Source organism: Zafaria sp. Z1313, from assembly GCF_050563205.1.
Taxonomy (GTDB): Bacteria; Actinomycetota; Actinomycetes; order Actinomycetales; family Micrococcaceae; genus JAZDCJ01.
In genome coordinates, this window is the sequence record NZ_JBNWUK010000011.1 from 49,465 (window position 1) to 76,031 (window position 26,567).

General features: G+C 71.7%; 24 protein-coding genes. 4 read left to right on the forward strand and 20 right to left on the reverse strand.

Features of this window, described 5'->3' with window-relative positions; genetic code table 11:
* Nucleotides 1-121: 121 nt before the first annotated feature.
* Complete coding sequence (glnA, locus tag ACQ3I4_RS11340; protein WP_329860191.1) at nucleotides 122-1,546, forward strand: type I glutamate--ammonia ligase; 1,425 nt, start codon at nucleotides 122-124, stop codon at nucleotides 1,544-1,546.
* Nucleotides 1,547-1,681: 135 nt separating this feature from the next.
* On the opposite strand, the gene ACQ3I4_RS11345 is transcribed toward glnA, so the two are convergent.
* The 4 genes from ACQ3I4_RS11345 to ACQ3I4_RS11360 form a co-directional block, all read right to left on the reverse strand.
* A complete protein-coding gene (locus tag ACQ3I4_RS11345) occupies nucleotides 1,682-2,011 on the reverse strand; it encodes a cupin (RefSeq protein WP_329860192.1) in 330 nt (109 codons plus the stop codon).
* Nucleotides 2,012-2,047: 36 nt separating this feature from the next.
* The gene (locus tag ACQ3I4_RS11350) at nucleotides 2,048-2,248 is read right to left on the reverse strand and encodes an AsnC family protein (protein ID WP_329860193.1); all 201 of its coding nucleotides are present in this window, start codon (nucleotides 2,246-2,248) and stop codon (nucleotides 2,048-2,050) included.
* 91 nt (nucleotides 2,249-2,339) lie between these two features.
* Nucleotides 2,340-5,378 (reverse strand): bifunctional [glutamine synthetase] adenylyltransferase/[glutamine synthetase]-adenylyl-L-tyrosine phosphorylase, encoded by a 3,039-nt coding sequence (locus ACQ3I4_RS11355; RefSeq protein ID WP_329860194.1) that lies wholly within the window; start codon nucleotides 5,376-5,378, stop codon nucleotides 2,340-2,342.
* A gap of 11 nt (nucleotides 5,379-5,389) precedes the next feature.
* Nucleotides 5,390-6,730: a glutamine synthetase family protein gene (locus tag ACQ3I4_RS11360; protein WP_329860195.1), complete on the reverse strand. Its 1,341-nt coding sequence runs from the start codon at nucleotides 6,728-6,730 to the stop codon at nucleotides 5,390-5,392.
* Between the two features lie 155 nt (nucleotides 6,731-6,885).
* On the opposite strand from ACQ3I4_RS11360, the gene panB reads away from it, so the two are divergent.
* Nucleotides 6,886-7,764: a 3-methyl-2-oxobutanoate hydroxymethyltransferase gene (panB, locus tag ACQ3I4_RS11365; protein WP_329860197.1), complete on the forward strand. Its 879-nt coding sequence runs from the start codon at nucleotides 6,886-6,888 to the stop codon at nucleotides 7,762-7,764.
* A gap of 16 nt (nucleotides 7,765-7,780) precedes the next feature.
* Here the strand turns inward: panB and ACQ3I4_RS11370 are convergent, their stop codons facing one another.
* Nucleotides 7,781-7,966, reverse strand: coding sequence for an SPOR domain-containing protein (locus ACQ3I4_RS11370; RefSeq protein ID WP_329860198.1), 186 nt, complete (start codon nucleotides 7,964-7,966; stop codon nucleotides 7,781-7,783).
* A gap of 93 nt (nucleotides 7,967-8,059) precedes the next feature.
* Here ACQ3I4_RS11370 and map point away from each other — a divergent pair, with 93 nt between their 5' ends.
* Nucleotides 8,060-8,935, forward strand: coding sequence for a type I methionyl aminopeptidase (map, locus tag ACQ3I4_RS11375; protein ID WP_329860200.1), 876 nt, complete (start codon nucleotides 8,060-8,062; stop codon nucleotides 8,933-8,935).
* A 10-nt stretch (nucleotides 8,936-8,945) separates the two neighbouring features.
* Nucleotides 8,946-9,755, forward strand: a complete 810-nt coding sequence (ppgK, locus tag ACQ3I4_RS11380) for a polyphosphate--glucose phosphotransferase (protein ID WP_329860201.1) — start codon at nucleotides 8,946-8,948, stop codon at nucleotides 9,753-9,755.
* A 110-nt stretch (nucleotides 9,756-9,865) separates the two neighbouring features.
* Here ppgK and nrdR read toward each other — a convergent pair whose 3' ends face one another.
* The 15 genes from nrdR to ftsW all read right to left on the reverse strand — a co-directional run.
* A complete protein-coding gene (gene nrdR / locus ACQ3I4_RS11385; RefSeq protein WP_329860202.1) occupies nucleotides 9,866-10,354 on the reverse strand; it encodes a transcriptional regulator NrdR in 489 nt (162 codons plus the stop codon).
* Nucleotides 10,355-10,460: 106 nt separating this feature from the next.
* The gene (hisD, locus tag ACQ3I4_RS11390; RefSeq protein WP_329860203.1) at nucleotides 10,461-11,867 is read right to left on the reverse strand and encodes a histidinol dehydrogenase; all 1,407 of its coding nucleotides are present in this window, start codon (nucleotides 11,865-11,867) and stop codon (nucleotides 10,461-10,463) included.
* A 77-nt stretch (nucleotides 11,868-11,944) separates the two neighbouring features.
* Nucleotides 11,945-15,511, reverse strand: coding sequence for a DNA polymerase III subunit alpha (gene dnaE / locus ACQ3I4_RS11395; RefSeq protein ID WP_329860204.1), 3,567 nt, complete (start codon nucleotides 15,509-15,511; stop codon nucleotides 11,945-11,947).
* A gap of 84 nt (nucleotides 15,512-15,595) precedes the next feature.
* Nucleotides 15,596-16,519, reverse strand: coding sequence for an RluA family pseudouridine synthase (locus tag ACQ3I4_RS11400; RefSeq protein WP_329860206.1), 924 nt, complete (start codon nucleotides 16,517-16,519; stop codon nucleotides 15,596-15,598).
* Between the two features lie 2 nt (nucleotides 16,520-16,521).
* The gene (gene lspA, locus ACQ3I4_RS11405; protein ID WP_329860207.1) at nucleotides 16,522-17,115 is read right to left on the reverse strand and encodes a signal peptidase II; all 594 of its coding nucleotides are present in this window, start codon (nucleotides 17,113-17,115) and stop codon (nucleotides 16,522-16,524) included.
* An 89-nt stretch (nucleotides 17,116-17,204) separates the two neighbouring features.
* A complete protein-coding gene (locus ACQ3I4_RS11410; RefSeq protein WP_329860210.1) occupies nucleotides 17,205-17,888 on the reverse strand; it encodes a DivIVA domain-containing protein in 684 nt (227 codons plus the stop codon).
* A 195-nt stretch (nucleotides 17,889-18,083) separates the two neighbouring features.
* On the reverse strand, nucleotides 18,084-18,374 hold the full coding sequence (locus ACQ3I4_RS11415; protein ID WP_329860211.1) for a YggT family protein: 291 nt from the start codon (nucleotides 18,372-18,374) through the stop codon (nucleotides 18,084-18,086).
* A 16-nt stretch (nucleotides 18,375-18,390) separates the two neighbouring features.
* Complete coding sequence (locus ACQ3I4_RS11420) at nucleotides 18,391-18,909, reverse strand: cell division protein SepF (RefSeq protein ID WP_329860213.1); 519 nt, start codon at nucleotides 18,907-18,909, stop codon at nucleotides 18,391-18,393.
* Between the two features lie 66 nt (nucleotides 18,910-18,975).
* On the reverse strand, nucleotides 18,976-19,740 hold the full coding sequence (locus ACQ3I4_RS11425; protein WP_329860215.1) for a YggS family pyridoxal phosphate enzyme: 765 nt from the start codon (nucleotides 19,738-19,740) through the stop codon (nucleotides 18,976-18,978).
* Nucleotides 19,737-20,456 (reverse strand): polyphenol oxidase family protein, encoded by a 720-nt coding sequence (locus ACQ3I4_RS11430; protein ID WP_329860217.1) that lies wholly within the window; start codon nucleotides 20,454-20,456, stop codon nucleotides 19,737-19,739. The genes ACQ3I4_RS11425 and ACQ3I4_RS11430 overlap by 4 nt, the downstream gene beginning before the upstream one ends.
* Before the next feature lie 85 nt (nucleotides 20,457-20,541).
* Complete coding sequence (gene ftsZ, locus ACQ3I4_RS11435) at nucleotides 20,542-21,756, reverse strand: cell division protein FtsZ (protein ID WP_329860218.1); 1,215 nt, start codon at nucleotides 21,754-21,756, stop codon at nucleotides 20,542-20,544.
* Nucleotides 21,757-21,958: 202 nt separating this feature from the next.
* Nucleotides 21,959-22,702, reverse strand: coding sequence for a cell division protein FtsQ/DivIB (locus tag ACQ3I4_RS11440; protein ID WP_329860219.1), 744 nt, complete (start codon nucleotides 22,700-22,702; stop codon nucleotides 21,959-21,961).
* Between the two features lie 2 nt (nucleotides 22,703-22,704).
* Nucleotides 22,705-24,099: a UDP-N-acetylmuramate--L-alanine ligase gene (murC, locus tag ACQ3I4_RS11445; RefSeq protein WP_329860220.1), complete on the reverse strand. Its 1,395-nt coding sequence runs from the start codon at nucleotides 24,097-24,099 to the stop codon at nucleotides 22,705-22,707.
* Between the two features lie 4 nt (nucleotides 24,100-24,103).
* Entirely contained in the window at nucleotides 24,104-25,261 is a 1,158-nt protein-coding gene (murG, locus tag ACQ3I4_RS11450) for an undecaprenyldiphospho-muramoylpentapeptide beta-N-acetylglucosaminyltransferase (RefSeq protein WP_329860222.1), read from the reverse strand.
* A partial coding sequence (gene ftsW, locus ACQ3I4_RS11455) for a putative lipid II flippase FtsW (protein ID WP_430633576.1) occupies nucleotides 25,258-26,567 on the reverse strand: 1,310 nt, incomplete at its 5' end. The genes murG and ftsW, both read right to left, overlap by 4 nt.

Below are 26,567 nucleotides of genomic sequence, written 5' to 3' on the forward strand. Positions count from 1 at the left end.
AACAACCGCGTCACTGCCGGGAAACGGCGATTCGATAGGCTGGTCACAACTTCGGGAACCGATCACCCGAGCCAGCGGCCACTTTGCCCGGCAAAATTGCCTCACATAGGAGCAGTTCTAGATGTTCAAGAATGCGGACGAAGTCCTCCAGTACATTGCCGACGAAGACGTCAAGTTCGTCGACATCCGTTTCACCGACCTCCCCGGCGTGCAGCAGCACTTCAACGTCCCGGCCAAGACGGTCGACGCCGACTTCTTCGTGAACGGACAGCTCTTCGACGGATCCTCGATCCGCGGCTTCCAGGGCATCGCCGAGTCCGACATGCAGCTCATCCCGGACGTCACCACGGGCTTCATCGACCCCTTCCGCGTGGAGAAGACCCTGGCGTTCAACTTCTCGATCGTCAACCCCCGCACCGGCGAGCCCTACCACCGCGACCCCCGCGGCGTGGCCGAGCGCGCCGAGGCCTACCTGGCCTCCACCGGAATCGCCGACACCGCGTTCTTCGCCCCCGAGGCCGAGTTCTTCATCTTCGACAACGTCCAGTACGAGTCGAAGCCGCAGGGCTCCTTCTACAAGGTCGACTCCATCGAGGCCGCCTGGAACACCGGGCGCAAGGAGGAGGGCGGCAACCAGGGCTACAAGACCCCGTTCAAGGGCGGCTACTTCCCCGTCTCCCCGACCGACAAGCAGGCCGACCTGCGCGACGCCATCTGCGTCGAGCTCGATGCCGCCGGCCTCGAGGTCGAGCGCTCCCACCACGAGGTCGGCGGCGCCGGCCAGGCGGAGATCAACTACAAGTTCAACACCCTGGTCCACTCGGCCGACGACATCCTGAAGTTCAAGTACATCGTCAAGAACGTCGCCGACGCGTGGGGCAAGTCGGCCACCTTCATGCCGAAGCCGGTCTTCGGCGACAACGGCTCGGGCATGCACTGCCACCAGTCGCTGTGGTCCAACGGCGACCCGCTGTTCTACGACGAGAAGGGCTACGCCGGCCTGTCCGACCTCGCCCGCTGGTACATCGGCGGCCTCCTCAAGCACGCCTCCGCCGTCCTGGCCTTCACGAACCCGACCGTGAACTCCTACAAGCGCCTCGTGAAGGGCTTCGAGGCCCCCGTGAACATGGTGTACTCGCAGGGCAACCGCTCCGCCGGCATCCGCATCCCGATCACGGGCTCCAACCCGAAGGCCAAGCGCATCGAGTTCCGCGCTCCGGACGCCTCCTCCAACCCGTACCTGGCCTTCGCTGCGCAGCTGATGGCCGGCCTCGACGGCATCAAGAACCGCATCGAGCCGTCGGACCCGATCGACAAGGACCTCTACGAGCTCCCGGCCGAAGAGGCCAAGGACATCCAGAAGGCCCCGGGATCGCTCGAGGAGGCCCTCGTGGCCCTCGAGAACGACTACGAGTTCCTGCTCGCGGGAGACGTCTTCACCGAGGACCTGGTCCGCACCTGGATCGACTACAAGCGCGAGAACGAGATCAAGCCGCTGTCGCTGCGCCCGAACCCGTACGAGTTCGAGCTGTACTACGGCGTCTAGCCGCACTCCGCGGCCACCCCGCGTGAACAGGGAGCCCGCACGGGCCGTCGCTTCGGCGGCCCGTGCGGGCTCCTCCGCATCCGGCTGCGCGTGCCGACGGCAGGGGCGCCGTCCAGTCCGCGCGCCTTCCGCGACTCAGCCGGCAAGCGTGGTCAGCAGGAAGACGGAGGGCTCGTCGGCGCCCACGCGGTGGACGGCGTCGGGCAGGACGAACAGTCCGCCGTGGGACACGCGCACCTCGCCGGAGTCCCATCCCACCCTCACGGCTCCACGCAGCACGAGCAGGGTCGCGGCCTCCGGTTTGGAGTGGTCGCCCAGCTCCGCCCCGGCCGCGAGGGCGATGAGCGTGTGCCGCAGGCGCCCGTCGTTCAGCACGACCCGGGCGCTGCGCCGGTGTGGAGCGGAGGCCGCCTTGGCCAGGTGCTCCTCGGCGAGGGCATCGAGTTCGGCCCGGGTCACGTGCATGGGTCCTCCTGGGGGTCTGCTCCGGCGGCCCGGGTCTCAGGTGTGCTTTCCGTAGCCCTTGTGGACGGCCTGGCGCGTGACGCCGAGGGCCTGGGCGATCGCCTCCCAGGACAATCCCTCGGCGCGGGCCCGCCGGACCAGCTCCGCCTCATGGCGGCGCAGCCGCTGCTGCAGCTCGGCGACGGCCCGCAGGCCGCGGATGGGATGGCCGTCCATGGCCCCGATCAGCGTCTTCATCGCGTCCTCCTCCACGGTGGCAACGCTACGGCGTGCACCATGCGGCGTCAACCATGATTGACAAAGGATGCGATCTGCCCGTCCGCGCGGGCTACGCCTTGTCCTCGAAGCCGTAGAAGTGCCGCTCGAAGACCTGGCGCGCCCGCCGCGTGGCCTTGCGGTAGTCCTCCTCGAGCCGCGAGGCGCTCCCGGCCGGGTAGCCGCACCAGCGCGCGACGGCCTCGAGGTCCCGCCAGGAGCGCGGAACGACGTCGGACGCGCGGCCCGTGCAGACCATCGTCGCGCTGCGGATCCGGGTCGCGAGCGCCCACGCGCGGTCGAGCAGCTCGACGTCCTCGGCGGGCAGCAGCCCGGCGACGGCGATCGCCCGCAGCGCCGGACGCGTCGACGTCGTGCGCAGTTCCGGGTACTCGGCCGCGTGGCGCAGCTGCAGCAGCTGGACGAGCCACTCGACGTCGCTCAGTCCCCCGCGGCCCAGCTTGACGTGGAGCGCCGGATCGGCCCCCCGCGGGAGCCGCTCGGCCTCGACGCGGGCCTTGATCCGGCGGACCTCCCGTTCCTCCTCCGTGGTGATTCCGGTCTGGTAGCGCACGTCGTCGGCGAGCGCCATGAAGTCTGCGGCGAGCTCGTCGTCCCCGGCCAGCGGTCGGGCGCGCAGGAGCGCCTGCCGCTCCCAGACGAGCGCCCACCGGCCGTAGTACTCGCGGTAGGCCTCGAGCGTGCGCACGAGGGGTCCCTGGCGCCCCTCGGGCCGCAGGTCGGCGTCGACGACCAGCTTGGGCTCGGCCAGCACGGCGGGCTTGAGCGGCTGGGTCGCGAGCTGGCCGAGGCGGGTCATGATCCGGTACGCCTGCTCCTGGGCCTGCTGCGGATCGGCGCCCGGCAGGGGACGGTGCACGAACATCGCGTCGACGTCGGAGCCGTAGGCGATCTCGCGCCCGCCCTGGCGCCCCATCGCGACGACGAGGACGTCCGTGATGCGCTCCCGCTCGGCGTACTCGTCCTGTTCGGCGACGCGCAGGGCGGCCAGGACCGCCGCCCGGTCCGCGTCCGAGAGCGCCTCGCCGACGCGGTCCTGGTCGATGAGCCCGGCCCCGTCGGCCAGCGCCGTGCGCAGGAGCTCGCGGCGCCGGTTGAGCCGGATGAGCCGCATGGCCTCCTCGGCGTCCGGATGCCGTTTCATCTTCGCGGCGTTCTCCTTCCACAGCTGCTCGAACGGCATGGGCTGCAGCTCGCGGTCGTCGCCGAGCCACGCGGCGGACTCCGGGGAGACGACGAGCAGGTCCGTGATGAAGCGGCTGCCGGAGAGCACGTGGCACAAGCGCTCGGCGCCGGCCCGCGAGTCCCGCAGCATGCCGAGGAACCACGGCGACTCGCCGAGCGCCTCGCTCAGGCGGCGGAAGCCGAGCAGGCCCGCGTCCGGGTCCACGCCCTCGGCGATCCACCCCAGCAGCACGGGCAGGAGCTGGCGCTGCAGCGCGGCCCGGCGCCGCACCCCGGACGTGAGCGCCTCGATGTGGCGCAGCGCGCCGCGTGGATCGGCATAGCCCAGGGCGCGCAGCCGCGCTTCCGCAGCCTCCGGCGTCAGGCGGACCTCGTCCGTGCTGAGGTTGGCGGCCGTGGCCAGGAGGGGCCGGTAGAAGATCCGCTCGTGCAGCGACTTCACGGCACGGCGCGTCTTCTGCCACTGTTCCGTCAGCCCGTCGGCCGTGGGCCGCTCCGTGCGCGCCCCCGTCCCCTCCGCGGCGCGGGCGAGCGCCCGCAGGGCGTCCTCCTTGACGGGCATGAGGTGCGTCCGGCGCAGCTTCACGAGCTGGATCCGGTGCTCGAGCACGCGCAGGTAGCGGTAGGCGGCGTCGAACTCCGCCGCGTCGGAGCGGCCGATGTATCCCGCCTCGCTCAGCGCGGCGATCGCCGACGTCGTGTCCCGCACGCGCAGCGACTCGTCGACCCGGCCGTGGACGAGCTGGAGCAGCTGGACGGTGAACTCGACGTCGCGCAGCCCGCCGGGGCCGAGCTTGAGCTGCCGGGCGACCTCCTGGGCGGGGATGTTGTCCGTGACGCGGCGGCGCATGGCCTGCACGGACTCGACGAAGCCGTCGCGCTCCGAGGAGGCCCAGATGAACGGCGCCACGGCCTCCTCGTAGGCCCGCCCCAGCTCGTCGTCGCCGGCGATCCGGCGCGCCTTCAAGAGGGCCTGGAACTCCCAGCTCTGCGCCCAGCGGGAGTAGTAGGCCACGTGGGAGTCGAGCGTGCGCGACAGCGCCCCGTCCTTGCCCTCGGGCCGCAGGTTCGCGTCCACCTCCCACAGGGCCGGCTCCGGTCCGGGGGCGCCGAGGACGCGGGCGATGCCGCTCGCGAGGAACGCGGCGATCTCCGGCGCCCGCTCCTCGGGGCAGCCGTCCGCGGCGTGGACGTAGACGACATCGACGTCCGAGATGTAGTTCAGCTCGGCCGCGCCGCACTTGCCCATGCCGATCACGGCGAGCCGCACGCCGGCCACGTCCTCGGGCCCGAAGCGCTCGGCGGCCTCGGTCCGGGCCACCGCGAGCGCGGCGTGGACGGCGGCCGCCGCGAGGTCGGCGAGGGCCCGGCCGACGCCCGGCATCGCCGCGACCGGATCCGGCGCCCCGAGGTCGGCGAGCGCGATCCGGGTCAGCTCCGCCCGGTAGGCGACGCGCAGGGCGGCCCAGGCCGCGGGGCCGGACGCGCCGGCGGTCTCCGCTCCCTCGGGACCCGCCGCGTCGACGGAGGCTAGCAGCGCCTCCCTGACGCGCCCGGACGACGCCGGGGCCCCGCCGTCGTCCCCTCCCCCGCCTCCCGCGGCCGGTTCCGTGAGGAGGGAGGTGTGCGCGGGGTGCCGGATGAGGAACTCGGCGAGGGCCTCCGAGGCGCCGAGCAGGCGGAAGAGCCCCCCGCCGTCGGGTCCGGAGACGAGGTCGAGCACCCCGGGGGCCACCTCGGCGAGGCGGACGAGGGACAGGACCGCGAGGTCGGGGTCGGCCGAGAGCGCGAGGCCCTCCAGCAGGCGTTCCGGCGCGATCCCCTCGAACTCGGGGGAGGCGAGGAAGCGCCGGGCGCGTTCGACGTCGTCGAACCCCGTGGCGATGAGCTGGCGCGCGGTGCTCATGGCCGGTGGTCCTAGAGGATGCCGAGGTAGCGGTTGAGCTCGAAGGGGCTCACGTTCTGCCGGTACTCGTGCCACTCGTCCTGCTTGTTGCGCAGGAAGCTCGCGAAGACCTGCTCGCCGAGGATCTCCGCGACGAGCTCGGAGTCCTCCATGGCCCGGATCGCGTCGTGGAGGCTGCCCGGCAGCGGGTCGTGGCCCATCGCGCGGCGCTCGGCCGAGGACAGGCTCCAGACGTCGTCCTCCGTGGCCGGCGGGAGCTCGTAGCCCTCCTGGATGCCCTTGAGCCCGGCGCCGAGCAGCACGGCGTAGGCGAGGTACGGGTTGGCCGCCGAGTCGATTCCGCGGTACTCGACGCGCGCCGACTGGCCCTTGTTGGGCTTGTAGAGCGGCACCCGCAACAGCGCGGAACGGTTGTTGTGCCCCCAGGACAGGTGGCTCGGTGCCTCGCCGCCGCCCCACAGGCGCTTGTAGGAGTTCACGAACTGGTTGGTCACGGCCGTGAATTCCGGGGCGTGGCGCAGGATGCCGGCGATGAACTGCCGCGCGGTCGTGGAGAGCTGGTATTCCTGCCCGGCCGCAAAGAACGCGTTGGTGTCGCCCTCGAAGAGGGAGAAGTGCGTGTGCATCCCGGACCCGGGGTGGTCGCTGAACGGCTTGGGCATAAAGGTCGCGTAGATGCCCTGCTGGATCGCGACCTCCTTGATGACCGTGCGGAAGGTCATGACGTTGTCCGCGGTCTGCAGCGCGTCGGCGTACCGCAGGTCGATCTCGTTCTGTCCCGGGCCGTTCTCGTGGTGGCTGAACTCCACGGAGATGCCCACGGCCTCGAGCATCGTGACCGCGCGGCGGCGGAAGTCCTGGCCCACGCCGCCGGTGACGTGGTCGAAGTAGCCGCCGTAGTCCACGGGGACCGGGACGCCCGCGGCGCCGATGTCCGGGGACTTGAGCAGGTAGAACTCGATCTCGGGGTGCGTGTAGCACGTAAAGCCCATGTCGGCGGCGACGGCGAGCTGGCGCTTGAGCACGTTGCGGGGGTCGGCCGGGGACGGCGCGCCCTCGGGGGTGAGGATGTCGCAGAACATGCGCGAGGTCGGCTCGGTCTCGCCGCGCCACGGCAGGATCTGGAACGTCGACGGGTCCGGCTGCGCCAGCATGTCCGACTCGTAGATCCGCGAGAGGCCCTCGATCGAGGACCCGTCGAAGCCGAGGCCCTCCTCGAACGCCCCCTCCACCTCGGCCGGGGCCAGGGCCACCGATTTCAGGGAGCCGACGACGTCCGTGAACCAGAGGCGGACGAAGCGCACGTCGCGCTCTTCGATGGTCCTGAGCACGAACTCCTGCTGGCGGTCCATGGGGGCTCCTTCCACGAGGGAATGCGTTCGGTGGGCGGGCAGTGCATACCGTGTGCAACTCTACTCGGATCTACTCGGACGCCGGTGTGATCGGCCGCCGCGTGACGTCCGGGCGGGCCCGATCCGGCCCGGACCCGTGGCGTAGGCTGGTGTCCATGAGTGCCGAACAACCCGCCCCGTACGGATCAGCAGCGCCGGCGGCCGCCGCGGCGGCCCCGTCGTCGGGCCGCACGCCGGCCCGCATCCGCACGCACCACCTGCTCCAGGCCAAGGCCGAGGGGCGCCGCTTCGCGATGCTGACGGCCTACGACCAGTACATGGCCGAGGTCTTCGACGAGGCCGGCATCGAGGTGCTGCTCGTCGGCGATTCCGCCGCGAACAACGTCATGGGCTACGAGACGACCCTGCCGATCACGCTCGACGAGATGATCGTGTTCGCCAAGTCGGTCACGGCCGGCTCGCAGCGCCCGCTCGTGGTCTGCGACCTGCCGTTCGGCTCCTACGAGGTCTCCCCCGCGCAGGCCGTCGAGTCCTCCGTCCGGCTCATGAAGGAGGCCCGCGTCCACGCCGTGAAGATGGAGGGCGGCGCCCACTTCGCGGAGCACGTGCGGGCGCTGACCGCCGCCGGCGTGCCCGTCATGGCCCACATCGGCTTCACGCCCCAGAGCGAGCACGCCCTCGGCGGCTACCGCGTCCAGGGGCGCGGCGGGACCGCGGCCCGGCTCGTCGAGGACGCCCTGGCCCTGGAGGCCGCCGGCGCGTTCTGCGTCCTCATGGAAATGGTCCCGGACTCCGCCGCGGCCGCGGTCGATGCCGCCCTGACCGTGCCGACCATCGGCATCGGCGCGGGGGCCTCGACGACCGGCCAGGTGCTCGTCTGGCAGGACATGCTGGGCCTGCGCACGGGCCGGACCGCGAAGTTCGTCAAGCAGTACGCCCAGCTGCGGCCGATCGTCGCCGAGGCGGCCGCGGCCTATCACCGCGACGTCCTCGAGGGATCGTTCCCGGCGGCCGAGCACGGATTCGCCGACTAGCTAGACGCAGGCCGGGCTAGTCCTCGTCCTGCGCGTCCCAGGCCGCGTTGCGCTGCTCGACCTTCTCGAGCGCCCGCTCGGCCTCCTCGCGCGTCGCATAGGGCCCGATGAGCTGCGTCCAGTCCGACTGGGCCCCCGTCTCGACCTGCTTGGTCACCGTGTTGTACCAGTAGTCGCCCTGCGGCCGTCCCTCTGCGGACATCCCGGTCCTCCCGTTCGTCGACGATGGCGGCGTGTTCCGCCGTGCTCCGCCCACCCTACTCCGGCGCCCGCCGGGGACGATAGGATCGAGACCATGCCAAGCAGCGCCACCGCACCCGTCGGGACCCTTGCCCCCGGCGTCCTCTCCCCCGAACGACTCGTCCCTCCGGGCATCGCCCGCCCCGAGTACGTGGGCCGGCCCGCGCCGGCGAAGTTCGAGGGCTCCGACGTCCCCTCCGCCGAGACGACCGAGCGGATCCGCGCCGCATCCCGGCTGGCCGCGCAGGCGCTCGAGCTCGTGGGCGCCGCCGTCGTCCCCGGCGTCACGACCGACGAGCTGGACCGGATCGGCCACGGTTTCCTCGTGGACCACGGCGCCTACCCCTCGACGCTCGGCTACCGGGGCTTCCCCAAGTCGCTGTGCGCGTCCATCAACGAGGTCATCTGCCACGGCATCCCGGATTCGACGGTCGTCCAGGACGGGGACATCGTCAACATCGACATCACCGCCTACCTCGGCGGCGTGCACGGCGACACGAACGCGACCTTCCTCGCCGGTGACGTCGACGAGGAGTCCCGCCTGCTCGTCGAACGCACCCGGGAGTCGCTGCGCCGCGCGATACGCTCGGTCATGCCGGGCCGCGAGTTCAACGTGATCGGCCGGACGATCTCCGCCTACGCCAAGCGCTTCGGCTACGGCGTGGTGCGGGACTTCACCGGCCACGGCGTCGGCGAGGCCTTCCACACGGGGCTCATCATCCCCCACTACGACGCCGCCCCGGGCTACAGCCGCCTGATCGAGCCGGGCATGGTCTTCACGATCGAGCCGATGCTGACCCTCGGCACCATCGAGTGGGACATGTGGGACGACGGCTGGACGGCCGTGACCCGCGACCGCAAGCGCACCGCGCAGTTCGAACACACGCTCCTGGTGACCGATTCCGGCGCCGAGATCCTGACCCTTCCCTAGAAAGGACACCATGGCCAAGGACAAGGAATCCTCCGGCAAGCGCAAGCACCGCGAGGCGATCGGCATCGACATCGGCGGCACCGGGATCAAGGGCGGGATCGTCGACCTGAAGAAGGGCAAGCTCGTCGGGTCCCGCTTCCGGATCGACACGCCGAAGCCGGCCACGCCGGAGGCCGTCGCCGTCGTCGTGGGGCAGATCGTCGAGGAGCTGTCCTCGCGCGAGGGCGCCCCCGCAGGGGACGTCCCCGTCGGCGTGACCTTTCCGGCGATCATCCACCACGGCGTGGCCCTGTCGGCGGCCAACGTGGACGAATCCTGGATCGGCACGGACGTCGACGCCCTCCTCACCGAGCAGCTCGGGCGCCCCGTGCAGGTCATGAACGACGCCGATGCGGCCGGGCTCGCGGAGGCCCGGTACGGCGCGGGGAAGGGCGTGGACGGGACCGTCCTGGCGATCACGCTCGGCACCGGGATCGGCGGCGCCCTGGTCCACGACGGCGTGCTCGTGCCGAACTTCGAGCTCGGGCACCTCGAGATCGACGGCTACGACGCCGAGTCGCGCGCCTCGGCCGCGGCCCGGGAGCGGGAGGAGCTGTCGTGGGAGGACTACGCGCAGCGCCTTCAGCGCTACTTCTCCCACGTGGAGTTCCTCTTCTCCCCCAACCTGTTCATCGTCGGCGGCGGCATCTCCAAGCGCAGCGAGGACTTCCTGCCGCTGCTGGACCTACGCACGCCGATCGTGCCGGCGGATCTGAAGAACAACGCGGGAATCGTCGGCGGCGCGCTGCAGGCCGCCATCCACTTCGGCTTCGCCTCGTAGCCGGGCTTCGTGGCCGGAAGTGGTGCCGGTGGCGGCTTCGGCTTCCCCTCCGTAGCCGCCACCGGAGCCCTGGCCGCCGCGGGTCCTGGTCCGCGGCGGTGGTCCCGTGATCAGTCGGCCGTGAGCGGCCGCTGCCTCCCCTGCGGGGTGGAATCCGCCTCGCGGCGGAGCTTGGTGATCGCCGATTCGAAGTCCTCGAGCGAGTCGAACGCCTGGTAGACGCTCGCGAAGCGCAGGTAGGCGACCTGGTCCAGCTTCTGCAGCGGGCCCAGGATCGCGAGCCCGACCTCGTGGGCGTCGATCTCCGCCGTCCCGGACGCGCGGACCGATTCCTCGACCTCTTGCGCGAGGAGGGCCAGGTCGTCGTCGGTGACGGGCCGGCCCTGGCAGGCCTTCCGCACGCCGTTGACGACCTTGGAGCGGCTGAACGGCTCGGCGACGCCGGAGCGCTTGATGACGCTCAGGCTCGTGGTCTCGACGGTCGTGAAGCGGCGTCCGCACTCCCCGCACTGCCGGCGGCGCCGGATCGACGAGCCGTCGTCGGCCAGACGGGAGTCCACGACGCGCGAATCCGAATGGCGGCAGAACGGACAATGCATCCGGCCCATCCTTCCGGTCGTGTTCGTCGGGGCTACCGCATCAGCATAGGACTACATGTGGGTAAATGACAAGCATGTAACTACCACATGTAGTGGTTTGTGACGCCTAGGCCGTCCGCTCGGCGCGCCGCGAGGGCGTGCGCTCCGGGGCCGTGCGCTCCAGGACCGCGTCGCCGTGCGCCGGCAGGTCCTCCGCGGCGGAGAGCGCGACGACGTGCTCCCCCACCGCGGCGAGCGCCTCGCGGGAATAGTCGATCACCTGCACGGCCTTGAGGAAGACGGTCGTGTTCAGGCCGGAGGCGAACGCAGCCGTCCCGCTCGTGGGCAGCACGTGGTTGGAGCCGGCCGCGTAGTCCCCGAGGCTCACGGGGCTGTAGGGGCCGACGAACACCGCGCCCGCGGCCGTGATCCGCCCGGCCACCGCGGCGGCGTCGCGCGTCTGGATCTCCAGGTGCTCCGCCCCGTAGACGTTGCAGAAGCGGACGCCCTCCTCGAGCGAATCGACGAGCACGACGGCGGACTGCGGGCCGGACAGGGCCGTCGCGACGCGTCCGGCGTGGCGCGTCGCCGGGACCTGGCGGTCGAGCTCGACCCGCACCGCCTCCGCGAGCGGCGCCGAGTCGGTGACGAGGACGGCCGCCGCCTGCGGATCGTGCTCGGCCTGGCTGACCATGTCGGCGGCGATGAACGCCGGATCGGCGGCATCGTCGGCGAGGATCGCGATCTCCGTCGGACCGGCCTCCGCGTCGATCCCGACGACGCCCTTGACGAGGCGCTTGGCGGTCGCCACGAAGACGTTGCCCGGCCCCGTGACGACGTCGACGGGCTCGATCGGATCCCCTCCGGAGGCGGCGTCGATGCCGTAGGCGAAGGCCGCGACGGCCTGGGCGCCGCCGACCGCGTGGACCTCGGTGATGCCGAGGAGCGCGGCCGCCGCGAGGATCGTCGGGTGCGGCAGGCCCCCGTGCTCCTTCTGCGGCGGGGAGGCCAGTGCGATCGAGCCGACGCCGGCCGCCTGCGCGGGGACGACGTTCATGACGACCGAGCTCGGGTAGACCGCGAGGCCGCCGGGGACGTAGAGTCCCACGCGCCGCACGGGGACCCACCGCTGGGACACGGTGGCCCCACCGCCGAAGTCGACGCGCGCGTCCGCGGGGCGCTGCGCCGTGGCGAAGTCCCGCGCGCGCCGGACCGCTTCCTCCAGGCCCGCCCGGACCGTGGGGTCGAGCCCGTCCAGGGCCGCGGCCAACGCCCCGGCCGGCACGCGCGTGCCCGATTGCCGGACGCCGTCGAAGCGCTCGGCAAGCTCGTGCAGGGCCGCCGCGCCCTCGGCCCGCACCCGCTCGATGATGCCGGCGACGGCCTCGGAGGCGCCGTCGAAGCCGCCCTCGGGCCGCGGCATCGCAGCCTTGAGCCCGGCATGGTCCAGCCCGGCACCGGCCGGGCCGCGCAGGTCGATCGTGCGCAGCGTCGAGGAGTCGTAGCGGGGGGTGTCCGTTGCCTGGGAAGTCACCCCACCAGCTTACGACGACGGCGCGCGGCGGGCCCCGGCGTCGTCCGCCGGATCCGTCACACTAGCGACGCCGTGGATCAGACGTCGAGGCAGGCCGGACCCAGGAGCACCTTGAGGTCACCGAAGAGGGCGGGGTTGGGGTTGACGTGGAACTCCGGGCCGAGGCGCATCAGCTGGATGCTGTGCGTTCCCGCGAGCTTGACCCGGACCTCCGTGTTGCCCGAGTGCGTCCGCAGCACGTCGCCCAGGGCGCTCACCGTCTCCTCGGTGGCCTTGTGCGTCGGCAGGCTGATCACCACGGGACCGGCGAGGCCGTCCTCGCTGATCTCCGGGATCGTCATCTCCTGCGCCGAGAGCGTCACCGAGCCGTCGTCTCGCCGCTGCACGCGGCCCTTGACCACGACGATGAGGTCCTCGGCGAGCACCGAGGCGATCGGCCCGTAGGCCTGGCCGAAGAACATGACCTCCATCGAGCCGGACAGGTCCTCGATCTCGCAGCGCGCGTAGGGATTGCCGCTGTTCTTGGCGATCCTGCGCTGCAGCGACGTGATCATGCCCGCGATCTTCACCGAGTGCCCGTCGGCCGGCCCCTCCTCGGAGACCACCTGGTTCACGGGCAGGTCCGCGTGCTGCTCCAGGATGCCGCCGAGGCCCAGCAGCGGGTGGTCGGAGACGTAGAGGCCCAGCATGTCGCGCTCGAAGGAGAGCCGGTCTTTCTTCTCCCACTCGGGCAGGTCCGGGATGTCCACCGTCAGGCCAGCGCCGGCCGACGGATCGTCGAGCCCGCTGAAGAGGTCGAACTGGTTGGCCGCCTCGTTGCGCTTGAGGACGATCACGGAGTCCACGGCCTCCTCGTGGATCATCGCGAGAGCGCGGCGCGGATGGCCCATGGAGTCGAAGGCCCCCGCCTTCACGAGGGACTCGATGGTCCGCTTGTTGCAGACCACGGCCGGGACCTTCTGCAGGAAGTCGGAGAAGGAGGTGTACTTCCCCTTCTCCTCGCGCGCCTGGACCATCGCGTTGACCACGTTGGCGCCCACGTTGCGGACGGCGCCCATGCCGAAGCGGATGTCGTTTCCGACCGGGGTGAAGTTCAACGCGGACTCGTTCACGTCCGGCGGCAGCACCGTGATGCCCATGCGGCGGCACTCGTTGAGGTACATCGCCGACTTGTCCTTGTCGTCGCCGACCGAGGTCAACAGGGCGGCCATGTACTCCGCCGGATAGTGCGCCTTGAGGTAGGCCGTCCAGTAGGAGACCAGGCCGTACGCCGCGGAGTGGGCCTTGTTGAAGGCGTAGTCGGAGAACGGCAGCAGGATGTCCCACAGGGACTTGATGGCCGCCTCCGAGAAGCCGTTGGCGACCATGCCGCCGTGGAAGCCCTCGTACTGCTTGTCCAGCTCCGACTTCTTCTTCTTGCCCATCGCGCGGCGCAGGATGTCCGCCTGGCCGAGCGTGAAGCCGGCGACCTTCTGCGCGATCGCCATGACCTGCTCCTGGTACACGATCAGGCCGTGCGTCGTGTCCAGGATCTCCCGCAGCGGCTCCTCGAGCTCCGCGTGGATCGGCGTGACCTCCTGCAGGCCGTTCTTGCGCAGCGCGTAGTTGGTGTGCGAGTTCGCGCCCATCGGACCTGGACGGTAGAGCGCGATGACGGCCGAGATGTCCTCGAAGTTGTCGGGGCGCATGAGCTTGAGCAGCGAACGCATGGGGCCGCCATCGAGCTGGAAGACGCCGAGCGTGTCGCCTCGCGCGAGCAGCTTGTACGACTCGGCGTCGTCGATGTCCAGGGTCTCCAGGTCCAGCACCGTGCCGCGGTTGGCCGTGACGTTCTCGAGCGCGTCGGAGATGATTGTCAGGTTCCGCAGCCCCAGGAAGTCCATCTTGATCAGCCCGAGGCCCTCGCAGGTCGGGTAGTCGAACTGCGTGATGACCTGGCCGTCCTGGATGCGGCGCATGATGGGGATGACGTCGATGATGGGATCCGAGCTCATGATGACGCCGGCGGCGTGGACGCCCCACTGGCGCTTGAGGCCCTCGAGCCCCTTGGCGGTCTCGAAGACGCGGGCGGCCTCTGGGTCGGTCGCGACGAGCTCGCGGAAGTCGGCGGCCTCGCCGTAGCGCTTGGCCTTCGGGTCCTCGATGTCGGCGAGCGGGATGTCCTTGGCCATGACGGCCGGGGGCAGGGCCTTGGTCAGCTGCTCGCCCATGCTGAACGGGTAGCCCAGCACGCGCGAGGAGTCCTTGAGGGCCTGCTTGGTCTTGATGGACCCGTACGTGACGATCATGGCGACGCGCTCGTCGCCGTACTTCTCGGTGACGTACTTGATCACCTCGGGGCGGCGGCGGTCGTCGAAGTCGACGTCGAAGTCGGGCATCGAGACGCGGTCCGGGTTCAGGAAGCGCTCGAAGATCAGGCCGTGCCGCAGCGGGTCCAGGTCGGTGATGCGCAGGGCGTAGGCCACCATCGAGCCGGCGCCCGAGCCGCGGCCGGGTCCCACGCGGATCCCGTTCTCCTTGGACCAGTTGATGAAGTCGGCCACGACGAGGAAGTATCCGGGGAAGCCCATCTTGATGATGATCTCGAGCTCGTAGTCGGCCTGCTTGCGGACGTCCTCGGGGATGCCGTCCGGGTAGCGGTAGTGGAGGCCCTGGTCGACCTCCTTCACAAGCCAGCTCGTCTCGTCCTCCCCCGGCGGGCAGGGGAACTTCGGCATGTAGTTCGCGTTCATGTCGAAGGAGACGTCGACGCGTTCGGCGATGAGCAGGGTGTTGTCGCAGGCCTCGGGCATCTCCTTGAACAGCTCGCGCATCTCCGCCGGGCTCTTCAGGTAGTAGCCGGAGCCCTGGAACGCGAAGCGCGAGCCGCCCTGGTCGTAGGTGGGCTCGTCGAGCGTGGAACCGGAGTTGATGGCGAGCAGCGCCTCGTGCGCCTTGGCGTCGTGCTCGTGCGTGTAGTGGAGGTCGTTCGTCGCCACGAGCGGGAGGCCGAGCTCGCGGGCGAGCCGCAGCAGGTCCTTCGTGACCCGGCGCTCGATGTCGAGGCCGTGGTCCATGAGCTCGCAGAAGTAGTTCTCCGCGCCGAAGATCTCCCGGAACTCCGCGGCGGCGGCCTTCGCCTCCTCGTACTGGCCGAGGCGGAGCTTGGTCTGGACCTCGCCGGAGGGACAGCCGGTCGTGGCGATGAGGCCCTCGGAGTAGGTGTTCAACAGGTCGCGGTCCCAGCGCGGGTACTTGCCGAACACGGAGTCGAGCGAGGCGATCGAGGACGCCCGGAAGAGGTTGTTCATCCCGGTGTTGTTGTAGCTCAACAACGTCATGTGGGTGTAGAGGCCGCCGCCGGAGACGTCGTCGCCCTTCTGGGACTCCTCGGAGCGCCACTTTACGCGGGTCTTGTCGTCGCGCGCGGTGCCCGGCGTGACGTAGGCCTCGACGCCGATGATCGGCTTGATGCCGGCCTGCGTGGCCTTGTTCCAGAAGTCGAAGGCGCCGAACAGGTAGCCGTGGTCCGTCGTCGCGAGGGCCGTCATCCCGAGCCGGTCGGTCTCCGCGAAGAGCTCCGGCAGGCGGGCCGCGCCGTCGAGCATCGAGTATTCGGTGTGCGTGTGAAGATGGACGAATCCGTCCCGGGGAGAGCTGGCCACCCGACAAGTCTAGTGCCCGGCCCGACGCTTCCCCGGGCCGTCCCGCCAGGCTGGCGCGCCGCCGTCGTCCGCGCCGCCGCGCGGCTAGCCGAGCCCGTGGCGCAGCAGCTCGAGGGCGTGTGAGAGGTCGGACGGGTAGCCGCTCGTGTATTCGACGCGCTCCCCCGTCACGGGGTGCGGGAAGGCCAGCCGGTGGGCGTGCAGCCACTGCCGGGTCAGCCCGAGGTCGGCGGCGAGCCGCGGGTCCGCGCCGTAGGTCTGGTCGCCCGCGCACGGATGGCGCAGGGCGGAGAAGTGCACCCGGATCTGGTGCGTCCTGCCCGTCTCGAGGTGCACCTCGACGAGCGATGCACGCCCGAAGGCCTCGATGACCTCGTAGTGGGTGACGGAGTCCCGCCCGTCCTCGAGGACGGCGAAGCGCCAGTCATGGCCGGGGTGGCGGCCGATCGGGGCGTCGATCGTCCCCTTGAGCGGGTCCGGCATGCCCTGGACGACGGCGTGGTAGACCTTCTCCGGCGTCCGGTCGCGGAAGGCCTGCTTGAGGGCCGTGTAGGCCCGCTCGCTCGTGGCGACGACCATCGCGCCGGACGTCCCGACGTCGAGCCGGTGCACGATTCCCTGGCGCTCCGCCGCGCCCGAGGTGCTGATCCGGTAGCCGGCGGCGGCGAGGGCCCCGACGACCGTGGGCCCGACCCACCCCGGAGAGGGGTGCGCGGCGACGCCGACGGGCTTGTCGATGACGACGTAGTCCGGGTCCTCGCCGAGGATCCTGAGCTCTTCCACGCGTTCCACCTTCACTTCCAGAGGGTCGGGGCGTTCGGGGACGACGACTTCGTAGGCCTCGCCGGCGGCGGCCTTGCGGGACTTGGCGACGGCCCGGCCGCCGAGGCTGACGTGCCCCTCGGCGCACCACTGGGCGGCGGCACTGCGGGAGACCCCGAGCGCCTCGGCCAGGACGGCGTCGACGCGCCGTCCCGCCTGTGCCTCCTGCACGACGACGACGGGCACGGCTAGGACTCCCCGCCCGTACCGCTCCCGGGCGCGCCGGTCCCGTCGCCGGCCTCCGCGGCATCGGCCTTCCGCCCGTCGAGGCCGATCCCCCGGAAGATCAGTACGCACACGACGATCATGGAGCAGACGACGAAGGAATCGGCAATGTTGAAGATCGCGAAGTTGGGAACGGCGATGAAGTCCACGACGTGGCCCATGCCGAACGACGGCTCGCGGAACAGCCGGTCCATGAGGTTGCCCGCGGCCCCGCCGAGGACGCCACCGAGGGCCGCGGCCCACACTACGGAGGAGACCTTTCGCAGCGGGAAGGCCAGGATGTAGACGACGACGGTCGCCTGGACGAGCGTGAAGACCCACGTCACGTCGGTTCCGATCGAGAACGCCGCCCCGGGATTGAGGATGTAGTGCCAGCTCAGCACGGGCGGGATGACGGGGATCGACTCGCCGAGCTCCATCGTGGACTGCACGAGCCACTTGGTGAACTGGTCGAGCGCCAGGGCACCGAGCGCCACGGCGAGGAGGATCAGGGCGTAACGGCGCGACCGGGCCGGGCCGGTGCCGTCCGCCGCGGTGGCGGCCGGTTCTGCATGCATGGGGTTCCCTCTTTAACGTGCCGTCGGCGGCCGGTTGGACCGGCCGCCGACGGCGTGGCAGATGGCGGGCACGGGCCCGTCGGACCGCCCTAGGCGTTGTCCGCGGTCTCCGGCGTGGCGACGGAGCCCTTGGCCTCGAGGTCGCGCAGCTGGCCCTCGATGTAGGTCTTCAGGCGGGCACGGTAGTCGCGCTCGAAGCCGCGCAGCTGCTCGACCTTGCGCTCGAGCACGGACTTCTGCTGCTCGAGGGCACTGAGGGTCTTGCGGCTCTTCTCCTCGGCCTCGTTGACGAGGCTGTTGGCCTCGATCTGGGCCTCGGCGATGATCTTGTCGCGCTGCTCGACGCCGGCGCCCACGTACTCGTCGTGGAGGCGCTGGGCCATGGCGAGCACGCTCGCCGCGGACTCGGCGGTGGCCGTGTGGGCCGGGGCGCCGGCGACCGGCGCGGCCGCGGCGACGACGGGTGCCGACTGGGTGGCCTCCTGCTCCTGCGGGGCCTCGGGGGCCTCCTCGGCCTCGACGGGCTCCTCCGCGGCCGGCTCGGCCTCGGCGGCCGGTGCGGCGGCGATGGGTGCCGGAACGGCCTCGGTGTTCTCCGAGCCGCCCTGGAGCTCGCTCACGCGGCGACGCAGTTCGTCGTTCTCCTGGTTCAGCCGGCGGAGCTCGACGACGATCTCGTCCAGGAAGTCGTCAACCTCGTCCTGGTCGTAGCCTTCGCGGAACTTGGTCGGCTGGAAGCGCTTGTTGACTACATCTTCTGGCGTGAGCGCCATCTGGTCACCTCGATACGTTGGTTCTGTCGCCCGGCCGCTGATGCGGCGCGGATACGCTAATCCCGTGTGGAGCCCGCCGTCCGGTCCTGCTCCGGCGCGCTTCTTGTGACAAGACTATAACGGTTTGATTGCCCAACACGAACCGGCCGGGCCGGGCCGGTGCGCCCCGGTCCGGACGCCGCCGCGGCGCTACGCCTAGCTGGCGAGCTGGGCCACGACGATCTTCGCGATGAAGACGGCGAAGTAGAGCAGGAGGAAGGCCAGGTCCAGCTGCATTCCCCCGAGGTTGACGGGCTTGACCTTGGAGCGGACCCAGGTCATGGGCGGATCGGTGATGCGGTACACGAAGCTCGCGACGATGAGGGCGAGCCCCGTGGGGCGCCAGGACCGGGCGAACATCTGGACGACGTCGAGCACGATCCTGGCCATGAGCATCACCTGGATCACCGTCAGGGCGATGTACACCAGGGCGAAGAGCAGTTCCACGGTGGTCCGTGCCCGCCTAGCTCTGGTTGAAGAAGGTGGCCTGGCCCTCGGAGGACTTCTTGTCCTCGCCGAGCACCTCCACCGTCGACGGGGAGAGCAGGAAGACCTTGTTGGTGACGCGTTCGATGCTGCCGTGCAGGCCGAACACGAGGCCCGCCGAGAAGTCGACGAGGCGCTTGGCGTCGCCCTCGCCCATGTCCGTCACGTTCATGATCACGGGAATGCCGTCCCGGAAGCTCTCGCCGATGATCTTGGCGTCGTTGTACGAGCGGGGGTGGACCGTGGTGATCTGCCGCAATGAAGAATCCTCGTCCCTGGAAGAAGGCGCGCGTTTGATGGGAGTGACGGGGGCCCGGTACTCGGTTTCGGGCTCCGGTGCAACGGCTGGACGCTGTTGCTGCTGGCGGTCGTCGCGGGACGGCTCGTCACGGCGCGCCTCGTCACGCGCCGGCGCGTCGTAGGCCTCGGCGTCGTACTGCTCGTCGCCGTCGGCGAGGCCGAGGTAGATCATCGTCTTGCGCAGGGCGCCAGCCATGGTCTGCTCCTTATGCTCGTGCGCGGCCCGGACGTCGTGTCCGCGCGGTTCTCCGCTAGTCCGACGCTACCGCACGGGCGGCCGGGGCCCGAGGACATCTGAGCCGACACGCAGGTGTGTCGCACCGGCCGCGACGGCGTGCTCCAGGTCCTGGCTCATGCCGGCCGAGACCATGTCCGCGCCGGGGTGGACGGCGGTCAGTTCGGCGGCGAGGACGCGGAGCCGCTCGAAGGCCGGCCGGGGGTCCCCGCCGAGCGGCGCGACGGCCATGAGGCCGCCCAGCCGCAGGCCATCGGCCGCGGCGATCGCGTCCGCGAGCGCCGGGACCTCGGATGGAAGGGCTCCCCCGCGGCCCGGGCCCGGCGAGCCCTCCCGGGCCCCGGCGTCGTCCGCGTCCCGGAGGTCCACCTGGACGAGCGCCGTGAGGTCGCCCCGCGCCCCGAGTCCCGCCTCGGCACGGCGCCCGGCCTCCCGGGCCATCGCGCGGGAGAGCGCGTCGACGAGTCCCGTCCGGTCCACGGAGTGCACGGCGTGCGCGTAGCGGACGACGGACTTGGCCTTGTTGGACTGGAGCTGCCCGATGAAGTGCCAGTCGAGGCCCAGCCCGTCGCACTCGAGCGCCTTGGCCGCGGCCTCCTGGTCCCGGTTCTCCCCCACGTCCGTCACGCCGAGCGCGGCCAGATGCCCCACGTCGGCGGCCGGGAAGAACTTCGTGACCACGATCAGGCGCGGTTCGTCGTCCCGGCCGGCCTCGCGGGCCGCGCGTTCGATCCTGGACCGGACGGCCCCCAGACGTTCGGCGAGCTCCCGGCGGCGTGCCTCGTCGTTCATGCGGCCACTCCTTGCTCCAGCCAGACCAGCCCGGCACAGCGGCCGGAGGAGGGGTCGCGACGGTGGGAGGGGTAGTCCCCGTCCTCGAGGGTGCAGATGCCGCTCTCGGTGACCTGGACCCCTGCGGCGGCGAGGATCCGGGCGGCGGCGGACGGCAGGTCCAGGCCCGTCGTCCCGCGCGAGGTCGCGCAGGAGATGCCGGGCGCCCCGCGTTCGGCCTCGGCGGCCATGTCCCCGGGGACCTCGTAGCAGGACCCGCACACGGCGGGGCCGATCCAGGCGGAGACGGACCCGGCGCCGGCCGCGCGGAGCCGGGCAAGGGTGTTCTGCAGGACGCCGCCGAGCAGGCCCTTGCGTCCGGCGTGGGCCACGGCGGTGGCCGCGGAGCCGTCGGGGCGTGCGCCGACGAACACCACGGGGACGCAATCGGCGGTCATGACCGCGAGCGGGACGGAGCCGTCCGCGCAGACGAGGGCGTCGGCGGTCGGCGCCGGATCCAGACGCGTCCCGGGAGGGACGTCCACCACCCGGGCGGAGTGGACCTGGTCCATGAACTGGAAGGCTCCGCCGGCGAGCCCCAGCGAGGCCGCAAGGCGCGCGCGGCGACCGTGGACGGCGGCGGGATCGTCGCCGACGTGCAGGGCGAGGTTCCCCTCGGCCAGGGACGTGAAGGCCACGCGGGCGGACCGGCCGCCGTGGGGCCCGTAGCTCAGCATCGGGAAGTCCTCGCAGGGTGTCGTCGGGCCGGCCGGAGGGGCACCGGCCGGCCCGTGGGCCGCGGGCAGAGGCCGCCCACGGTGGTTACTTCAGGAAGTCCGGGACGTCGAGGTCGTCGTGGGACGTGCCGCTGAGGTCCTGCTCGACGACGGCCGGCAGCTCCTCGTAGCGCGGCTGCTCCGGCGCCGGGGCCTCCGGAGCGGAGGGAGCCGACGTGGCGGCGGCCTGCTGTGCACCGGCCAGCGGCACGGTGCCCGGCACGGTGGCCGGAGCCAGCGGGACGGTTCCCGGGACCTTGGCCGGCAGCGGCTGGGCCTGCTGCTGCGGTGCGTGCGCCGGAGCGGAGGTGACGTCGACCTGGTCGAAGCCGGCGGCGATCACGGTCACGCGGGCCTCGTCGCCGAGGGCGTCGTCGATCACGGCGCCGAAGATGATGTTGGCCTCCGGGTGGGCGACCTCCTGCACCAGTCGAGCGGCCTCGTTGATCTCGAAGAGGCCGAGGTCCGATCCGCCCTGGATGGACAGCAGCACGCCGTGGGCGCCATCGATCGAGGCCTCGAGCAGCGGCGAGGCGATGGCGAGCTCGGCGGCCTTGACCGCGCGGTCCTCGCCGCGGGCCGAGCCGATGCCCATGAGGGCCGATCCGGCGCCCTGCATGACGGACTTCACGTCCGCGAAGTCGAGGTTGATCAGGCCGGGGGTCGTGATGAGGTCCGTGATGCCCTGGACGCCGGACAGCAGCACCTGGTCGGCGGACCGGAAGGCATCGAGTACGGAGACGTTGCGGTCGCTGATGGACAGCAGGCGGTCGTTCGGGATGACGATCAGCGTGTCGACCTCGTCGCGCAGCGCGTCGATGCCCGCCTCGGCCGAGTTGGCGCGGCGGCGGCCCTCGAAGGTGAACGGACGGGTGACCACGCCGATGGTCAGCGCGCCGAGGGAACGGGCGATGCGGGCCACGACGGGCGCGCCGCCGGTGCCCGTGCCGCCGCCCTCGCCGGCGGTGACGAAGACCATGTCGGCTCCGCGCAGGACCTCCTCGATCTCCTCGGCGTGGTCCTCGGCGGCCTGACGGCCCACCTCGGGGTTCGCGCCGGCGCCGAGGCCGCGGGTGAGCTCGCGGCCGACGTCGAGCTTGACGTCGGCGTCGCTCATGAGCAGTGCCTGCGCGTCCGTGTTGATGGCGATGAATTCGACACCGCGGAGGCCGACCTCGATCATGCGGTTGACGGCGTTGACGCCGCCACCGCCGATGCCGACGACCTTGATGACGGCGAGGTAGTTCTGTGGAGCTGCCACGTCCTGATTCCCTTGTTCGATGTGCTGCTGATCTAGGAAGCTTCAACCGGACCAACCCTAACCTTCAGCTTGAGGGTTATAGTTATGTCAAGTAGGTGCTACTGAGACGCTATGGTCTGCCCGGTCCCCATGCAACGACATCGGCCGCGTGTCGCTTCATTGGCCGCGGCCGAGGCCCTCCGGCCCCGTGGACCGGGTCCCGTCAGCGCGTCACGGGATGGTCGGGGCTGCTGACGTCGATGACCTTGGCCTCGTCCTGGCCCTCGGGCGTTCCGGCCGCCAGGAGCGCCGCGAGGACCTGACCCTTCTGCGCGCCGTCCTCGTCGTTGCCCCACACCACCGTCTGCCCGCTCGCGAGCCGCAGCTCGACGGAGTCGATGGTCCTGGCACCCGCGCTCTCGAGCTGCGTCAGTACGTCGGCCGGCACGGCGGCCAGGGCGCGCGTCACGGTGTCGAACACCTCGGGGGCCTCGTCCGGCGAGACCCCGGAGATCAGGGGCAGCTCGGCGGCGTCGCGCTTCGCGACGCTCGCGAGCCGTCGGCCGCCCTCCCCCACGAGGTCGAAGCGCTTGCCCGCGGCGACGAGCGCGACGGGCTGGTACTCGATGATCTCGACCTTCAAGGTCGAGGGGGCCTCCGCCTGGACCACGACGTCCTCGACCGCCGGCTGCCCGGCGAGCAGTTCCCGGACGGTCGACGGCGAGACGCGCGGCAGCGGCGTTCCCTCGAGGGGCGCGAGCGCCTCCTGCAGCGCGGTCGTGTCCGCGAGATCGTTGCCCCGCACCTCGATCGACGTGATGGCGAGCAGGGGCGAGAACAGCAGGACGACGACGAGGGCGGCGAGCGCCGCGAGGACGCCGCCTGCCCACCACAGCACGCGCCGCCGCGTCCGCCGCCCGGGCGGCTCCGGGAGGGACAGGACGTCGGGATCGGGCAGGGTGGACACGTTCACACCGGACCCCGCAGGGCGTCGAGGATGCGCGGGCCGGCCTCCGTGACGTCCCCCGCGCCGATGGTCATCACGAGGTCGCCGGGGCGCGCGGCCTCCGCGAGCCGGCGCGGGGCGTCTCCGGCGCTGGCCGCTCCGCCGTCGGTGTTGAGGGCGTCGACGACGAGCCGGCTCGTCACGCCGGGGATCGGCTCCTCGCGCGCGGGGTAGATGTCCAGCACGAGCGCCGTGTCCGCGAGCGAGAGGGCGTCGGCGAAGTCGCGCCAGAACTCCCGGGTGCGGGAGAAGAGGTGCGGCTGGAACAGGACGTGCACGCGCCCGTCCCCGGCGACGCTCCGGGCGGCGCGCAGCGCGGCGAGGACCTCGGTGGGGTGGTGCGCGTAGTCGTCGTAGACCTTGACCCCGGCGGCCTCGCCGCGGAACTCGAAGCGGCGGGCCGCGCCGCTGAACGCGGCCAGGCCGCGGGCGGCCTGTTCCGGCTCGAGCCCGCTGTCGAGCCCGACGGCGAAAGCGGCAGCGGCATTGAGCAGGTTGTGGTCACCCGGGACGGCGAGGTCGATCCCGCAGGACTCGCCGCTGCCCCACTCGAGGAGGCACGCGTAGCGCAGCCCCTGCGCGCCGGCACCGGTGATGCGCCGGTCGGCGTTCTCGCTGAAGCCGTAGGTCTGCACCCGCAGGTCCGGGCGCTCGCGCCGCATGCGCGTGGCCAGGGCCAGGGAGCCGGGGTCATCGGCGCAGCAGATGAGCAGTCCGTCCTCCGGGAGCAGGGAGGCGAAGCGGTGGAAGCTCGCGTGGACCGCCTCGGCCGTGCCGTAGTGGTCGAGGTGGTCGGCCTCGACGTTCGTGACGACGACGACGTCCGGGCGGTAGTTCAGGAAGGAGGCGTCGGACTCGTCCGCCTCGGCGACGAAGATCCGGCCCCCGCCCAGTTCGGCGTTGACCCCGAGCCCGGCGACGTTGGCCCCGATCGCGAACGACGGCGAGAGGCCGGCCTCGCGCAGCATGACGGCGGTGAGGGAGGTCGTCGTGGTCTTGCCGTGGGTCCCCGCGACGGCCACGACGTGGTGCCCGGCCATGGTCGCGGCGAGGCCCTCGGAGCGGTGCAGGATGCGCAGTCCGCGGCGCCGGGCCTCGTCGTATTCCGGATTGCCGTCCTTGATGACCGAGGAGGCCACGACGGTGTCGGCGTCACCGAGGTTCTCCGCGGCGTAGCCGACGTGGGTGCGGGCGCCGAGCGCGGCGAGCTCGCCCAGGACCGGCAGGTCCTTCGCATCGGTGCCGGAGACGCGGACTCCGCGGGCGAGCATCAGCCGGGCGACGGCGGATACGCCGACGCCTCCGATGCCGAGGAAGTGGACAGCCCCGAGCTCGCCGGGGTCCTGGTTCTGCTGCATGCCTCTAGCTTCCCACGCGCGGGCGCCGCGCACCGATCACCTCGAGCACGATCCGGGCCATGGCGCCTGCCGCGTCGCGACGGCCCAGCGCGGAAGCCGCGGCCGCCATCGACTCCCGTCGGGCGCTGTCCGCCACGAGCGCGGGGACCTCCCGCAGGAACCACTCGGGCGTGAATCCCGCGTCGTCGACGACGATTGCCCCGCCGGCCCGCTCGAGCGGCGCCGCGTTGAGCCGCTGCTCGCCGTTGCCGATCGGCAGCGGGACGAGGACGGAGGGCAGCCCGACGGCGGCGAGCTCGCACACGGTGCCCGCCCCGGACCGGGCCACGATGAGGTCCGCCGCGGCGTAAGCGGACTGCATGCCGTCGACGTACTCGACCTGGTGGTACCCGGGCGCGGCGAGGGCCCCGCCGTCGTCCCCCGCCAGTTGCTTGCCGCGGCCCGTGATGTGCAGGATCTGCAGCCCCCCGCCGGCGAGCCGGGGGACGACGGCCTGGAGGGTGCGGTTGATGGAGGCGGCCCCGGAGGAGCCCCCCGTGACCACGAGCGTCGGGACGTCGGGGCGCAGGCCGAAGCCCTCGCGGGCCTCGGCGGCCTCCGCCGCCCGGTCCAGCCGGGCGATCTCGGCCCGCATGGGCATGCCGACGAGCTCGGCCCGGGGCAGCCCGGTGCCCTCGAACGCCGTCGCGACCCGCGCCGCGAACCTGGCTCCGACGCGGTTGGCGAGGCCGGCGCGGGCGTTCGCCTCGTGGATCACCACGGGAATGCCGCGCCGCCGCGCGGCGAGGTAGACGGGAGTGCAGACGTAGCCGCCGACGCCGACCACGGCGTCCGCCGCGGCCTCGTCGAGGATCCGGCCCGCCGCCTTGACGGCCCGGGTGAAGCGCAGCGGGAGGCGGAAGAGGTCGGCGTTGGGCCGGCGCGGCATGGGCACGCGGTCGATCCTCTCGAGCCGGTACCCGGCCGCGGGGACCAGCCGGGTCTCCATCCCGGAAGCGGTTCCGACGGCGGTGATCCGCGCGTCCGGAGCCGCCTCGCGGACGGCGTCGGCGATGGCCAGGAGGGGCGAGACGTGGCCCGCGGTGCCGCCGCCGGCCAGGACCACGGAGGGTCCCGGGGCGGAGGGCTCAGCGGTGCCGTGGCCGGGGGTTCCGGAGCTCATGCGGTGTGTGCTTCCTGTGGGTCGGTTCCGTCGGCGGCGGCCTCCCGCTCGGCCTTGGCCTGGGCGCGGGCGAAGGACAGGACGACGCCGACCGCCACGAGCGACAGGGTCAGCGCGGTGCCGCCGTAGGAGATGAACGGGAGGGGGATGCCGATCACCGGGAGCAGCCCCGTGACCATGCCGATGTTGACGAACGCCTGGCCGAGCAGCCAGGCCATGATGCCGCCCGTGGCGACGCGGACGAACACGTCGCCGCTGCGTACGGCCACGCGGTACATCGCCACGGCGAGCAGCGCGAAGAGGACGACGATGACGAGGACGCCCACGAGTCCGAGCTCCTCGCCGATGACGGCGACGATGAAGTCGTTCTGCGCCTCGGGGATGTAGTTCCACTTCTGCCGCGACTGTCCGAGGCCGACGCCCCACCAGCCTCCGGAGGCGAGCGCGTAGATGCCCTGCGTGGGCTGGTAGCAGGCGGCATTGGACTCGCAGTCGATGTTCAGCCACGCGTTGATGCGTCCGAGCCGGTTGCCGGAGAACAGCAGGAGGGCCAGCGCGCCGGCCCCGCCGAGGGCCGCCGCGATGCCGAAGAGTCGCAGCCGGACCCCGGCGAGGAAGAGCGTGGCCATGAGGATCAGCCCCAGCACGAGCGCGGTGCCCATGTCCCGACCGTAGAGCACGAGACCGATGACGGCGGCCCCGCCCGGGAAGACGATGGGGATGATCGCGTGGGAGGTCTGCAGGACGGCGCTGCCCTTGACCGCGAGGATCTGGGCCGCCCAGATCGCGAGCGCCAGCTTGGCGGCCTCGGAGGGCTGGCCCTGGAACGAACCGATGACGATCCAGTTGGTGTTGCCGCCGACGGTCTTCCCGAGCGGGGTGAAGGCGACGGCCGCGAGCAGCAGCAGGGCCGTGAAGAGTCCCGGCCAGGCGAGCTTGCGCAGGAACCGCACGGGCAGGCGGGACATGCCGAACATCATGGCCAGGCCCGCGAGGGCGAACAGGCCCTGGCGCACGAACAGGCCGTAGGAGGACGACGCCCTGGAGATGGCCTCGACCGAGGAGGAGGAGAGGACCATCAGCAGCCCGATCAGGGTCAGTGCGACGGCGCTGCCGAGGATCATGTAGTAGCTGGACTGGCTCGTGCCACCCTCCCCGTCGAGCAGTCCCCAGAGCCTGGCGGCGCCGCGTCCGGGCGGCGTGCCGCCGGCGACGGGGCCGGCCGGCTCCGTCCGGCGGTCCGCGGCGGCCGGGGCGCCGACCGGGCGTGCAGGGGAGCGGCCGGCAGCCGCTCCCCGCGCCCCCG

Coding starts and splice junctions, on each gene's coding strand:
- glnA (WP_329860191.1), top strand. CDS start 122: ATGTTCAAGAATGCGGACGAAGTCCTCCAGTACATTGCCGACGAAGAC.
- ACQ3I4_RS11345 (WP_329860192.1), bottom strand. CDS start 2,011: ATGCACGTGACCCGGGCCGAACTCGATGCCCTCGCCGAGGAGCACCTG.
- ACQ3I4_RS11350 (WP_329860193.1), bottom strand. CDS start 2,248: ATGAAGACGCTGATCGGGGCCATGGACGGCCATCCCATCCGCGGCCTG.
- ACQ3I4_RS11355 (WP_329860194.1), bottom strand. CDS start 5,378: ATGAGCACCGCGCGCCAGCTCATCGCCACGGGGTTCGACGACGTCGAA.
- ACQ3I4_RS11360 (WP_329860195.1), bottom strand. CDS start 6,730: ATGGACCGCCAGCAGGAGTTCGTGCTCAGGACCATCGAAGAGCGCGAC.
- panB (WP_329860197.1), top strand. CDS start 6,886: ATGAGTGCCGAACAACCCGCCCCGTACGGATCAGCAGCGCCGGCGGCC.
- ACQ3I4_RS11370 (WP_329860198.1), bottom strand. CDS start 7,966: ATGTCCGCAGAGGGACGGCCGCAGGGCGACTACTGGTACAACACGGTG.
- map (WP_329860200.1), top strand. CDS start 8,060: ATGCCAAGCAGCGCCACCGCACCCGTCGGGACCCTTGCCCCCGGCGTC.
- ppgK (WP_329860201.1), top strand. CDS start 8,946: ATGGCCAAGGACAAGGAATCCTCCGGCAAGCGCAAGCACCGCGAGGCG.
- nrdR (WP_329860202.1), bottom strand. CDS start 10,354: ATGCATTGTCCGTTCTGCCGCCATTCGGATTCGCGCGTCGTGGACTCC.
- lspA (WP_329860207.1), bottom strand. CDS start 17,115: ATGCATGCAGAACCGGCCGCCACCGCGGCGGACGGCACCGGCCCGGCC.
- ACQ3I4_RS11410 (WP_329860210.1), bottom strand. CDS start 17,888: ATGGCGCTCACGCCAGAAGATGTAGTCAACAAGCGCTTCCAGCCGACC.
- ACQ3I4_RS11420 (WP_329860213.1), bottom strand. CDS start 18,909: ATGGCTGGCGCCCTGCGCAAGACGATGATCTACCTCGGCCTCGCCGAC.
- ACQ3I4_RS11425 (WP_329860215.1), bottom strand. CDS start 19,740: ATGAACGACGAGGCACGCCGCCGGGAGCTCGCCGAACGTCTGGGGGCC.
- ACQ3I4_RS11430 (WP_329860217.1), bottom strand. CDS start 20,456: ATGCTGAGCTACGGGCCCCACGGCGGCCGGTCCGCCCGCGTGGCCTTC.
- murC (WP_329860220.1), bottom strand. CDS start 24,099: ATGCAGCAGAACCAGGACCCCGGCGAGCTCGGGGCTGTCCACTTCCTC.
- murG (WP_329860222.1), bottom strand. CDS start 25,261: ATGAGCTCCGGAACCCCCGGCCACGGCACCGCTGAGCCCTCCGCCCCG.